Here is a 13074-nt window from a genome sequence, read left to right on the forward strand (position 1 = left end):
GCCCTCAAGTGCTGAGGGCGGCGCGTTTTTAACGGTTACGATTAGAGGTACCGCTGATAATCCTTTTCCAGCCGGGCGTGCAATACCGCCTTTTGCGCCTCGGTGCAAAACGCAGCGTCAACCGCGGTGTGGTTAAAGGCCAAAAGGTCAGCGAGGGTGACGCCGAAGTTCTGCCCGAACAGCCAGTACTCACGGGTCAAGGTGGTGTTCGAAACGGTCCGGTTGTCTGTGTTGATAGTGATTTTGGCCCCCGCCGCGTGTAAGGCAGGGTACGGGAATTCGGCGAGGCTGCGGGCGGCTTTGGTCTGCAGGTTCGAGGTCAGACAAAGTTCGGCCGTTGCGCCAGCGTTCACGAATTGGTGGATCAGCGCCGGCTGGTCGTAGAGCGCAGTGGCGTGGCCGATCCGCCGGATCCCTAGCCGCAGCGTTTGTTCGATGTTCTGCGGCTCATGGCATTCGCCGGCATGCAGCGTCAGCGGCACGCCGAGCTGCTGGGCCCGCAGAATGGCGGGCTTGATCGCGGTCGGGGGGAAAGCCGCTTCATTGCCGGCAAAATCGGCGCCGACGAGGCCACGGGTCAACAGTGGGGCGGTTTGCTCAAACATTTTCGCCGTCGTGCCCACGGGCAGCTGGCGCATGCCGCAGACCAAGGCGCGCGCGATGATGTCGAACTGACTCATGCCGCGGTGGAGGCCAGCGATCACCGCCGTGGTTGCCTCGGCCACGCTCAGGCCTTGGTCGGTCGACTGATCAGGGGCAAAGCGCACCTCGATGTAACGCACGTTCTCTGCCGCGGCTTGCGCGATGACGTCATACGCGGCCATTTCAAGCGCCTGCTTGGTTTGCAGCAAGGGCCGGATGAAGTCGAACGGCTTGAGGTAATCCATGAGGTCTTCGCTGTCCGGTGGGGCAGAAACCAACTGACGCAGCTCCGCGTCACTGGCCGGCAGCGGCTGGCCGATCAAGGCGGCCAGCTGCCGGATCATTTCCAGGCTCAGGGAGCCGTCAAGGTGGCAATGCAGCTCCACTTTACCGATTGCATGCAGCACTTTTTCGTCCATAATCGCCCTCCTATTCTACATGCAGTGTAACATACTGGCCGGGCAGGCAAACGATTTCAGCCGCCATTTTGGTTTCTGTTACAATGGAGGCATCTAGAAGGAAAGCTGGAGATTGTATGCGAATGGTAGATCTGATCGCCAAGAAGCGTGACGGCCAAACACTGACGAAGGAAGAAATCGCTTGGATGATCACGGGGTACGTGAAGGACGAAATTCCTGACTACCAAATGAGCGCCTTTCTGATGGCGACCTACTTTCAGGGCATGACGGACACAGAGCAGGGCCACTTGGCGTTTGCGATGTTGAATTCGGGGGATCGGCTTAATCTGGATGCGATCCCCGGCATCAAGGTCGACAAGCACTCGACGGGCGGCGTCGGGGACAAGATCAGCATTCCGCTGACGCCGCTGGTTGCTTGCTTAGGGGTGCCGGTGCCGATGATCTCAGGCCGCGGGCTTGGCCACACCGGGGGCACGCTGGACAAGCTCGAAAGCATTCCCGGGTTCCGGGTCAACTTAAGTGAGCAGGAATTCAAAAACCAGGTTGGCCAGATCCGGCAGGCCATCGTCTCGGCTTCCGGCGACCTGGCGCCGGCGGACCGGCGCATTTATGCACTGCGGGACGTCACCGCTACCGTCGAGTCCATTCCGCTGATCGCCAGCTCAATCATGTCGAAGAAGATCGCCTCGGGCACCAACGCGCTGGTGTTTGACGTGAAGGTCGGCGGCGGTGCCTTCATGAAGACCGAGCAGCAGGCCGAAAAACTGGCGCACGCACTGGTTGGCATCGCCAAGCAGGCCGGTGTTCAAAGCGTTGCGCTGCTCACGGACATGGATCAGCCCTTGGGCATCACCATCGGGAATTCGCTGGAGATCGCTGAAAGCATCGCGATCCTGCGCAACAAGGGGCCAAAAGACGTGCGCGAGCTGACGCTGACGTTAGCCGCCCACATGCTGGTGCTGGGGGGCAAGACCCACAGCCTGGAGCAGGCGATCGGCATGGCGGAGGACGCCCTGCGCGACGGGCGGGCGCTGGCGGCGTTCAAACAGCTGATCCAGGCGCAAGGCGGTGATGTGCGCGTGGTCGATGATCCCAGCCGGCTGCCGCAGGCCAAATACAAGGTGAACGTCAAGGCGCCGCATGGTGGCGTGGTCACCGCCATTGACACCAACGCGCTGGGCCTGGCAGTGATGCAGCTGGGCGGCGGCCGGGCCAGAAAGGACGACAAGCTGGATCTGGCCGTTGGCCTGGTCCTTCACAAGAAGCTGGGCACCCCGGTCACGGCCGGCGATACACTGGCCACCCTGCATGCGGATACGGAAGACGTCGCGGCCGTCGAAGCGGCAGTTCAGCGGGCCTTCACCATTGGCGAAAAGGCTCCCACCAAGGCGCCATTAATCAAAAAAGTAATTCGTTGATAAGAAAGGTGCGGTTTTCCAAAGAGGAAACCGTGTTTTTTTATGCCTCAGGTGCTAAACTAGAATCGTAACAATGTAAGCACTTTTTTCGACGTGGGGGACGTCGACAATTTCGGTGCCGACCTGGCACCGCGAGGAGGTTATGGCGATGATTGCAGGGTTGTCAGTTCTTGATCTTGCACGGTTTCAGTTTGCCATGACGACCGTTTTCCACTTCTTTTTTGTGCCGTTTTCTATTGGGATGGCGTTGGTCACCGCGATCATGGAGACGCTGTACGTGCGCAAGAAGGACGAAATGTACAAGAAGATGGCCAAGTTCTGGGGAAGGATCTTCCTGTTGAGCTTTGCTGTCGGGGTCGTCACCGGTATTATTCAGGAGTTCCAGTTCGGGATGAACTGGTCGAATTACTCCCGGTTCATGGGGGACATTTTTGGCGCGCCGCTAGCGATTGAGGCGCTGCTTGCGTTTTTCATGGAGTCGACGTTCATCGGTCTGTGGATGTTCACGTGGGAACGCTTCAAGCCCGCGGCGCACGCGGTGCTGATTTGGCTGGTCTGGCTGGGCACGACCCTGTCGGCGATCTGGATCCTGAGTGCCAACTCGTTCATGCAGCACCCGACCGGATTTGCCATCAACGAGGCCACTGGGCGCGTTAAGTTGGTGGACTTTATGGCCGTGATCACCAATCCGCAGCTGTGGGTCGAATTCCCGCACGTGGTTTTTGGCGCGTTTGTGACCGCGGCGTTCGCCGTGGCGGGGATGTCCGCTTGGCGGATCCTCAAGCATGACCACGTGGACTTTTACAAGCAGTCCATGCGCATTGGCCTGATCGTTGGCCTGATCGCGTCCATCGGCGTGGTCGTGGTCGGCGACTTCCAGACCCGGTTCATGATGAGTGACCAGCCGATGAAGTTTGCGGCGACTGAAGGGATCTACAAGGATACCAAGAGCCCGGCACCGTGGACGGTGGTCGAGCTGATTGACACCAAGCACCACACCACCAAGGGTGCAGTCGACATTCCGTACCTCCTGAGCCTGTTGTCTTATCACAAGACGACCGGTGCCGTGAAGGGTATGGAGACCGTCAACAAGCAACTGGAGGAGAAGTACGGGGCCGATAAGAATTACTACGTGCCGGTCAAGACGCTGTTCTGGTCCTTCCGCGTGATGGCGGGGGTCGGCACGGGCCTGATTATCGGGTCCGCGGCAGTGCTGTGGTTCTCACGCAAGAAGCGGGACACGATCGAAAATAAACGGTGGCTGCTCTACCTCACGGGCTTTGCGCTGTGGCTGCCGTTCATCGCGAACACCGCCGGCTGGTTCATCACCGAGCTCGGCCGCTACCCGTGGGTGGTTTACGGGCTGTACACAATCGCGGACGCGGTTTCGCCGACCACCACGGCGGGGCAGCTGCTGTTCACCAACATTATGTACTTCCTGATCTTTACCCTGCTGGGCGGCGTGATGATCTACTACAGCCATCGCGTGCTCAAAAATGGGCCGGATGGTCCGCTGGACACCGATTACGGTGTGACCAAGGATCCGTTTGCGAAGGAGGCGTTCGCAAAATGAGCGGCTTACAACTGTTATGGTTCTTATTGCTGCTGGTCCTGTTCGTGGGCTTCTTCTTCCTGGAAGGCTTTGACTACGGCGTCGGCATGGCAACCCGGCTGCTTGCCCACAACGAGGACGAGCGGACCCAGCTGGTCGCCACCATCGGCCCGCACTGGGATGGCAATGAGGTCTGGCTAATCACGGCCGGTGGGGCGATGTTCGCGTCGTATCCGCTGTGGTACGCCAGCCTGTTCTCCGGGTTCTACATCATGTTCTTCCTGGTGCTGTTCGGGCTGATCGTGCGCGGCGTCTCATTTGAGTTTGCGGCGCATGCGGAAACCCTGCGTGGCCGGAGCGTTTGGCGCTGGGCGCTGTTTATCGGCTCCTTGATCCCGCCGTTTGTGCTAGGGATGATCTTCACGGCGATCATTCAGCCGCTGCCGATCGACGCTAAGGGCAACGTCTTTGCCACGCTGGGCAACCAAGTCAACCTGCTGACGATCGTCGGCGGGGTGGCGGTCACTTTGATGTGCTTCATGCACGGGTTGAACTTTATCCGGCTGAAGACCACCGGTCCGCTGCGGGCTCGCGCGCGGCAGTACAATCAGGTTCTCTCTTGGGTCCTGTATGCCGGCGAGGTCGTCTTCGCGCTGCTGGTATTCTTCTTCACCGACTTCTTTGCCAAGCGCCCGATTTCCACGACGCTGATCATCTTGCTGATCGTGTGCGCGGCGGTGATCCAGCACTATGGGGTACTCAAGGACAACGAACTGGTGTCGTTCATCGGCTCTGGCCTGGGGCTCGCCCTGGTGGTCGGCCTGATCTTCAACGGTCTGTTCCCCCGCGTGATGATCGCGCAAAACGCGGCGCACTCGATCATGATTGCCGACGCGTCGGCCAGCCCGCTGACGCTGGCAATTATGACCGGGGTCACCTGCGTGCTGCTGCCGATCGCGCTGGCTTACTTCATTTGGAGCTACGTGGTCTTCCACAAGCGCATCGCGCCAAAAGGGAATGCCTGATTTTTAAGTCAACAAAGGAGTTCACAGTATGATCGACAAACGACTACTGCGTTTGCCGGGAATGCGGACGATCATGACAATGCTTGCCGGGCTCGCGCTCGTGCAAGCATTTGTCATTTTAGGCCAAGGTCATTTTCTGGCCGCCGGCATCGTGCACGCCTGGCAGCGCAAACCTCTGACTGGGATCTGGGTGTTCGTCCTCGGCTTTGCCGTCGCGTACACCTTGCGCCAGGCCATTACCTGGCTCCGCAACGTGATCGCTGAGCGCTTCGCCCGCAAGACGGCCGGTGCCTTGCAGCGGCAGCTCCTGGCGAAAATGTACGCGCTGGGGCCCGCGGTTGCGGCGACGGAAGGCACCGGTAATTTGGTGACCATGGCGCTGGACGGCATTCCCGAGACGCAAAATTACATCGAACTGATCTTAAACAAGATCCTCAACATGATGATCATTCCCTGGGTGCTGCTAGTGTACATCTTCATGCAACAGCACCTGGCCGGCATCGCGCTGCTCATCATGTTCCCGGTGATCATTTTGTTCATGATCATCCTGGGCTACGCCGCCCGCGACGAATCCGAGAAACAGTACGCGGGGTTTCAGTCGATGTCTAACCAGTTCATTGATTCCCTACGCGGGCTGAAGACCCTGCAGCTGATGGGCATTTCCAAGCAGTACGCGGCCAATGTCTACCAAGTCTCCGAGCGCTATCGCAAACAGACGATGAGCGTGCTGAAAATTGCGATGCTGTCGAGTTTTGCCATGGACTTTTTCGCGACGCTGTCGATCGCGGTCGTCGCCGTGTTCATGGGGATTGACCTGCTGAATGGCCGCCTTTCGCTGTACCCGGCGATGGTGGCGTTGATCCTCGCGCCGGAGTACTTCATGCCGATCCGCGAGTTTGGCAATGATTATCACGCCACGCTCAACGGCAAAAACGCCATGAGTGCCGTGCTGGCAGTGCTGGCGCAGCCGGTGCCGACGCCGACCGAAGGCCTGCCAGAACTGACCGGCTGGGACCACGGCGCGACGCTCTCTGCAACGCACCTGAACTTCACGTACCCTGGTCGGCAGACGGGGGTGACTGATGCGAACTTCACGCTGCACGGCGGCCAAAAAGTCGCCATCATCGGCCCCAGCGGGTCAGGCAAGTCGACCTTGCTGAACCTGATCGGCGGCTTCTTGCAGCCGGCGGGGGCCACGACGCCGTTCCGCGCGAATGGTCACCCCTTGGCGCACATGGCGCAGCCCGCCTGGCAGGACCACCTGTCGTATATCCCGCAGGCGCCGTACATTTTTGCGACGTCGATCGCTGATAACGTCCGCTTCTATCGGCCGGATGCCAGCGATGATGACGTGGCGGCGGCCGTTGACCAGGCCGGGCTGACCGACTGGCTGAAGACGCTGCCCGAAGGCTTGGCCACGCGCATCGGCGAAGGCGGCCGGGGGATTTCCGGCGGTCAGGCCCAGCGAATCGCGATGGCGCGGACCTTGCTGGACACCAAGCGGCAGGTCTGGCTGTTTGACGAGCCGACCGCGCACTTGGACATCGAAACCGAAGCCGCGCTGAAGGCTACGCTGGTCCCGCTCTTTAAGGACCGGCTGGTGATTTTTGCTACCCACCGGCTCCACTGGCTCAACCAGATGGACTGGGTGATTGTGATGGCGGCGGGCCGGGTCGTCGCGCAAGGCACGCCGGCTGACCTGCAGGCGCACTCGCAGCCTTACCAGGAACTGGTCGCGGAAATGCGAGGTGAGTTCAATGTTCAAAAATGATACCTGGGTGCGGCCGGACCTGCGCCGCTACAAGAACCTGCTGTTTTGGTCGCTGGCCCTCGGCGTGCTGACCTATATTGCCGCTGGTGCCTTGATGTTCACCTCGGGCTACCTGATCGATTTTGCGGCCACAATGCCGCTGTTCGCCGCGATTTACGTGCCCGTGGTGCTGACGCGGGCGTTTGGGATCGGGCGGCCGGTGTTTCAGTACCTGGAGCGGCTGACCTCGCACAACTGGGTGCTGAAGGTGACCAGTCACATGCGCCGCAAGCTGTATCAGGTGCTCGAAACCGATGCGGCGTTCGTGCAGGAACACCACCAGACCGGCGACATCCTCAGTCTGCTGAGCGATGACATTGGGCACATTCAAAACATGTACCTGCGCGCGATTTTTCCCACTGTGGTCGCTGGCGGCTTGACGGTACTCATCACGCTGGGTCTGGGTCTCTTTGACTGGCGCTTCGCTCTGTGGGTGCTGCTTTTGCTGCTGATCCAGATCGTCCTGATCCCGTGGTGGGGACTGTTGATCGAAACCAAGCGGAAGCTGCGGCAAAAGGAACTGAATCAAAAGGCTTACGTTGACCTGACCGATGCCGTCCTGGGCCTGTCCGACTGGGCGATCACCCACCGTCAGGGTCAGTTCGTTGATGAAGCCAGCGCCACGACCACCAAGCTGGCCGCCTCGACGCACCAGTCCAAGATGTTCCAGTGGGCCCGCGATTTTGTCGCCGCCCTGTTCTTCGGCGCGATCCCGGCGTGCCTGATGGTGTGGGCAAGCTGGTACTTCGCCGGCACGCAGCTCACCGCCGATTGGATCGGCGCGTTCGTGCTGGTGATGTTCCCGCTGTCGATGGCCTTTTCCAACGTCGCCCAAGGGATCGGTGAATGGCCAACCTACAAAACGGCGCTTACCCACCTCAACGAGCTGAAGCCGACCACGCGGACGCTGCCTGCCCAGTTAGCGGCACCGGGCGCGGTCAAGGCACTCACCGTGAGCGACTTGGCCTTTCAGTACGATGCGGGCAGCGAGGCGTTGATCGACCATCTGAATCTGACTGTTGCGGCCGGCCAAAAGCTGGCCATCCTGGGCCCCAGCGGCATGGGCAAAACCACGCTGCTGCAGCTGGTCTTAGGTGACCTCACGCCGACCAAAGGCAGTGTGACGCTGGACGGCGTTAATGTGCTGCAGTACCAGGATCAGCGCACGAAGCTGTTCGCAGTCCTGGACCAAAGCCCGTTTCTGTTCAACACGTCGATCCTCAACAACGTGCGGCTGGGCAATGAAACCGCCAGCGACGCAGACGTTCAGCGCGTGCTTGAGGACGTGCAGCTGGCCGAGCTGATCGCGGGCCTGCCTAAAGGCGTCAATACGCCGGTCGAAGAGGCAGGGTTCGGCTTTTCCGGCGGTGAGCGGCAGCGGCTGGCCCTGGCGCGGATCCTGCTTCAAGACGCGCCGATCGTCCTGCTGGATGAGCCGACCGTGGGCCTGGATTCGATCACCGAGCAGGCGCTGCTGGACACCATGTTTCGGGTGCTGGCCGGCAAAACGGTGTTGTGGGTGACCCATCATTTGCAGGGGGTCAGCCAATGCGACCAGGTCATTTTCCTGGAAGCCGGCAAGTTGACCATGGCTGGTAAGCCGGCAGACTTGATGGAACAAAACGAGCGGTACCGGCGTCTGTACGCGCTGGATGCGGGCCAAGCGTAAGCCAGCACTGGGCCGACTAGGGGAAAAGGCGGGTGGGCAAGGCCAAGGTCTGGCGGTTTCCCGCTGGCTGGACATGCAAAGGCCCCTGCGCGGTGATTCAGTGCGAATCGCCGTGCAGGGGCTTGTTGCATCATGATTCGTTTTTTGAATCATATTGCAGGGGCTTGTTGCATCATGATTCGTTCTCTGAATCATAACGCAGGGGCGCTTGTGTGCGCCCCGACTTTATCTGGTCCGCCTCAGCAGTGCCTGGGTCAGGTGCCGCAGCTCGTCGCGCTTTGGCCCGGCCGGAAAGGCGGCCAGACTGGCCAGCGCTTTTTGCGTGTAGGCAGCGGCCACTCGCTCGGCCTCGGGCACGCCGGCGCTCGCGATGAGCACCCCCGCCCGGTGGAGGCGCTCCGGGTCTTTCGCCGCGTCCGCTAAGAGGGCGCTAAGCGTGCCATCGTCTTGGCGGAGGGCGAAGAGGGTCGGCAGGGTGTAGATGCCGTTTTTGAGGTCCTCCAGCTGCGGTTTTTGCATGCGATTGGGATCACCCGTGACGTCAAGCAGATCGTCGATCATTTGGAAAGCCATGCCCACGCAGCGGCCAAAGCGGTACGCGGCGGCCTGCTGCTCAGCGCTGGCCTGAGACAAAAGGGCCCCTTGATACGTGGCCAGGCCGAACAGCGCGGCGGTTTTGCCGCTGATCTGCCGCAGGTACTGGTGGACGGTGAGGGCAGTGCCGCGGGGCACCGCGTTTTGATCCAGCTCGCCCATGAAAATGCGGTGCATGATCCGAGCGTTCAGGCCGACGTTGGCCACGTTCGGCGCTGCCTCGGCCAGCAGATCGAAGTAGACGGAGAAGAGAAAATCGCCGGCATAAATGGCGGCCTTGTTGCCGGCCGTCGTGTTCAACGTGGCGGTGCCGCGGCGAGTCGCGGCGGCGTCCAAGACGTCATCATGGGCCAGGGTGGCGAGGTGCAGGGCCTCGATGGCGGCGCCCGCGGAGATCAAAGCCGGATTGTCAACGGAATGAAAACGCGCTAGCATGAACATAAGCCCGCTGCGGAGCATTTTGCCGCCGGCCGCGATCTGCGCCTGCACCCGTTGATTCACTACCGGGACGCGCAAGCGGGTGCGGCTGGCCAGCTTGGCCTGGACTAAAGTAAGCTTGTGATAGACTTCTGGATACTGCTGCCACTGCATCTGAACCATCCCGTTGACCTCCGCTTGTACGTCAACTCTACCCCAGCGGCTTTGACAGTGTCAACGACAAGACCGATTTCAGGGGGGTTCAACTGATGAAGCCAAAAGTGTTTTTTGAATTGGTGGAGATCAAGGCGAAGACGGCGTCGGTGTTTCCTTTTCTAATGGGCACCCTGTACGCGTGGTACCATTTCCATACGCTCCACCTGGCGGAACTGGTCGTGTTTTTTATTGCCATGCTGCTGTTTAACATGGCCGTCGACGCCAATGACAACTATCAGGACTACCGGCGCGCCGAGCGCGAGCAGGCCGATGCGTTTCGCGAGCGCACTAACATCATTGGCCGTGAACACCTGAACCCCAGCATGATCGGATGGCTGATCGCGATCATGATCGCGGTCAGTGGGGCGTTGGGCCTGTGGATGGTCAGTCGCACCGGGTGGCCGCTGCTGGGGCTGGGTTTGTTCAGTTTCGTGGTCGGGTACTGTTACGCTGGCGGGCCGCGGCCGATTTCCAGCACGCCGTTTGGGGAGTTTTTCTCTGGGTTCACCATGGGCTTTGTGATCTTCTTGATCGCCGTCTACGTCAACGTGTTTGCAGTCGCACCGTTCACGTGGTCGCTGGTGTGGCCCGTCCTGCTCGCCTCGGGCCTTTCGCAGGCTGCCATTGCCGCGCTCTTGTTGGCTAACAACATTGCCGATGAGACAGAAGATAAGCAGCTCGGGCGGCGGACGATCGTGTATTACCTTGGCCGAAAGAAGAGCCTAGTGTTCTTCAAAGCCCTGTACGCGGCCGGCTACCTCGCCTTGATCGCGGCGGTCGTGGTGCGCGCCGTGCCCGCCCTCACGCTCCTGACCTTGGCGACGATCCCGGTCGTCGTGAAGAACGTGCGGGCGTTTGTCAGCCGGCCGGTCAAAACGGAAACCTTTGTGATGGCCATTAAGAATCTGTTTCTGATCACCCTGGCGCAGGTCGTTTTTATGGCGCTAGGGGTCTTGTTCGATCTCTAAAATTCGCGGTGCCGTGGCACCGTTTAGGAGGACGTCATTATGTTGCTTCGTCCCAATATTTCGATTCGCCGGTTTGCTAAAGCTGATTTGACTCGGTTTGCCGAGTGGGTGCGGCCCCAGCTGCCGAGCACCGCGTTGAACTTGGCGGTGATCACCGATAGTCATGACCGGACGGCCTTTTCGCGCACGTACTACGGGCCCAACGGCTACTGGCACGTGCAGGAGCAGCACTGGCTGGCCGGTGAGTTGCCGGTGTCGTGGCGCATTCACCTGGGCGATCTGGTCGACGGGTCCGAGCCGACGTTCATGACGATGTGGCGTCTGCGCAACATTGCGGCTGACTACAAGGCGGACGACCTCCCGTTCGTGATCGCCAAGGGGAACCATGACGACAACGATAAGTACGCTGAGAAAAATCGGCGCTTCGCGGGCAGCTTCCACCCCTGGGTCTTTAACGAAACGATCTTCGCCCCGATGCGGCAGCAGGTCGGCGGCCCGACCGTGACCCGCCACGGGGTCGCCTACTTTGACGCGGCGAGCGTCCGCGTGGTCGTGATCAACACGTCCGACGTGCCAGTGCGCTGGATCGGCGGGCGCCGCAATTACGACTTAAAAAAGACGCTGGCGGTGACGGCCGACCAGATCCAGGAGCTGATCGACATTCTGCAGGACGCCGGCGCGCGCGATGTGCTGATCATGGCGCACGCGCCAGCCATGGTGCGCAGCGGTAAACCCGGCCTGCGCTACAACGGTCGGCCGCTTCATGAGGTGCTGCGGGCCTTTAACGAGAAGCTTGCCGGGCGGGTCGAGTGCGGCAGTCACCCGGACTTTGGCGGAACGGCGCGCTTTGATTTCACTGCGACTGGTGGGAAAATCATCGCTTACCTGGCTGGCCACTGGCACACCGAAGAGGACTACCGGGTCAATGGTATTCACTACAGCCTGCTCAATTGCTCGGCCTTGATGGGGCGCCTGCACGGGCTGACCACGAATTACAACCGCAAGTGGAACCGGCTGATCAATACCCCGAGCGAGTACGCGGGCTACATCGTGTCGGTGGATCCGGCCAAGCGGATGCTGCGCGAATTTGGCTACGGGGCAGCCTCGCCGCTGCGGCAGTTTCGGTACTAGGAAAGGGGCGGCGTTGCCGCTCTTTTTTCTCGCAAAAATAACAAGTAAGCGCTTGCACCTTGGCGGGGTTCATGGTATATTATAGGTGGAGTTAGGGGAGGTCACTCGGAAGCACCACCAGTTCCAAGTGTAAGACCAGCTCGAACATGTCGGTTGTCCAACACATGCATCGAGTGAAGGTACAGCAAGTACTGTGCCACCAAGTGAACTACCTGATAGAACCAAGAAGTTGTCAGTTTAATGGAGGTGTGGGTCTGCTAAAGAGACTCAATAATCCAAGCGGAATGACGACAAGATAAAGGTGCATATCGGTTGATTAGAGTAACAACACACAACGCCAAGTTATCTGGCCGCACCACAGTTCTTCAAGTTGTCTGACCGTAAAAGTGAATAAGAGATATTAGAGGTGTCGCAGTATCCAAGTTTTGAGTAAGCAATTTCAAGAAACTGAGGATCACCTTAACTCTTAAGGGCTTCGAATCGTGATTAGTGCAAGATCCGATTTGAAGCCTATTTTTTTGCGTTTACCGCGCTTGCGGTGAGTCGCAGGCAATGCTATCTTAAGGCCAAAGCCGGCGTTGCGGCCGGCCCGCTGGTGCTGGATCGTTATTATCGCGACAATGGGTCCGGCGACTCGGTCCCTGCTTTTTCCTGACTTGAGCCAGCTGCGGTATAATCAGGGGAAAGCACCGGCAGGCCACTGCGTCAGCTGGAGGGTCTTTGGAATGGAGGAATGCACATGGCTACTGAAAATGATTTTGAAGTCGAATCGATGCATTATAACCGTCTGCTGCTCGCGGTGGACGACGATGACGATGATTCGTCGCACAAGGCGTTCAACTATGCGGTTACACTGGCAAAGATCTACAACATCCCACTCGGCATCGTCTCCGTCCTGGAGACCGGCGACTTGAACATCTACCAGTCGCTTTCCCCGGACCTGCTGTCGGAGCGGCGCAGCCAGATGGCCGACCACTTGAACACCTACGTGGAAAAAGCGGAGGCGTTTGGCGCGCAGAACGTCCAGCCGTTGATCGGTGAAGGCAAGCCGGCCGCGGTCATCCTGGACGAGATCGTGCCGGCGTTCAAGCCGGATCTGATCATCTTGGGCTCGCACGAGCGGCGCGGCCGCTCGCGGCTGGGCCACGTCGCCGCCGAAATCGCCCGGGAAGCGGACGCTTCAGTCATCATTGTGCGTTGATCACGTTGCCGG

General features: G+C 59.8%; 10 protein-coding genes. 8 read left to right on the forward strand and 2 right to left on the reverse strand.

Going from position 1 to position 13074, the window contains the following annotated elements; genetic code table 11:
* Window positions 1-41: 41 nt before the first annotated feature.
* Window positions 42-1061: an adenosine deaminase gene (gene add, locus EKM85_RS00660; protein ID WP_125584345.1), complete on the reverse strand. Its 1020-nt coding sequence runs from the start codon at window positions 1059-1061 to the stop codon at window positions 42-44.
* Window positions 1062-1177: 116 nt separating this feature from the next.
* Here add and EKM85_RS00665 point away from each other — a divergent pair, with 116 nt between their 5' ends.
* From EKM85_RS00665 to cydC, 5 genes are all read left to right on the forward strand, one after another.
* Complete coding sequence (locus tag EKM85_RS00665; protein WP_125584346.1) at window positions 1178-2479, forward strand: pyrimidine-nucleoside phosphorylase; 1302 nt, start codon at window positions 1178-1180, stop codon at window positions 2477-2479.
* 148 nt (window positions 2480-2627) lie between these two features.
* Window positions 2628-4052 carry a cytochrome ubiquinol oxidase subunit I gene (locus EKM85_RS00670; protein ID WP_125584347.1) on the forward strand — a complete coding sequence of 475 codons (1425 nt, stop codon included), beginning with the start codon at window positions 2628-2630 and terminating at the stop codon, window positions 4050-4052.
* Window positions 4049-5056, forward strand: coding sequence for a cytochrome d ubiquinol oxidase subunit II (gene cydB / locus EKM85_RS00675; RefSeq protein ID WP_125584348.1), 1008 nt, complete (start codon window positions 4049-4051; stop codon window positions 5054-5056). The genes EKM85_RS00670 and cydB overlap by 4 nt, the downstream gene beginning before the upstream one ends.
* Window positions 5057-5084: 28 nt before the next feature.
* Window positions 5085-6827: a thiol reductant ABC exporter subunit CydD gene (gene cydD, locus EKM85_RS00680; protein ID WP_125584349.1), complete on the forward strand. Its 1743-nt coding sequence runs from the start codon at window positions 5085-5087 to the stop codon at window positions 6825-6827.
* Window positions 6814-8535, forward strand: coding sequence for a thiol reductant ABC exporter subunit CydC (cydC, locus tag EKM85_RS00685; RefSeq protein WP_125584350.1), 1722 nt, complete (start codon window positions 6814-6816; stop codon window positions 8533-8535). Before cydD ends, cydC begins: the two co-directional genes overlap by 14 nt.
* Window positions 8536-8760: 225 nt before the next feature.
* Here the strand turns inward: cydC and EKM85_RS00690 are convergent, their stop codons facing one another.
* Window positions 8761-9729 (reverse strand): polyprenyl synthetase family protein, encoded by a 969-nt coding sequence (locus EKM85_RS00690; protein WP_125584351.1) that lies wholly within the window; start codon window positions 9727-9729, stop codon window positions 8761-8763.
* An 86-nt stretch (window positions 9730-9815) separates the two neighbouring features.
* On the opposite strand from EKM85_RS00690, the gene EKM85_RS00695 reads away from it, so the two are divergent.
* From EKM85_RS00695 to EKM85_RS00705, 3 genes are all read left to right on the forward strand, one after another.
* Window positions 9816-10730, forward strand: a complete 915-nt coding sequence (locus EKM85_RS00695; protein ID WP_125584352.1) for a 1,4-dihydroxy-2-naphthoate polyprenyltransferase — start codon at window positions 9816-9818, stop codon at window positions 10728-10730.
* A 39-nt stretch (window positions 10731-10769) separates the two neighbouring features.
* On the forward strand, window positions 10770-11861 hold the full coding sequence (locus EKM85_RS00700) for a metallophosphoesterase family protein (RefSeq protein ID WP_125584353.1): 1092 nt from the start codon (window positions 10770-10772) through the stop codon (window positions 11859-11861).
* A gap of 739 nt (window positions 11862-12600) precedes the next feature.
* Window positions 12601-13062: a universal stress protein gene (locus EKM85_RS00705; RefSeq protein WP_125584354.1), complete on the forward strand. Its 462-nt coding sequence runs from the start codon at window positions 12601-12603 to the stop codon at window positions 13060-13062.
* Window positions 13063-13074 lie beyond the last annotated feature (12 nt).

The organism is Lacticaseibacillus jixianensis (assembly GCF_003946485.1).
Lineage (GTDB): Bacteria > Bacillota > Bacilli > Lactobacillales > Lactobacillaceae > Lacticaseibacillus > Lacticaseibacillus jixianensis.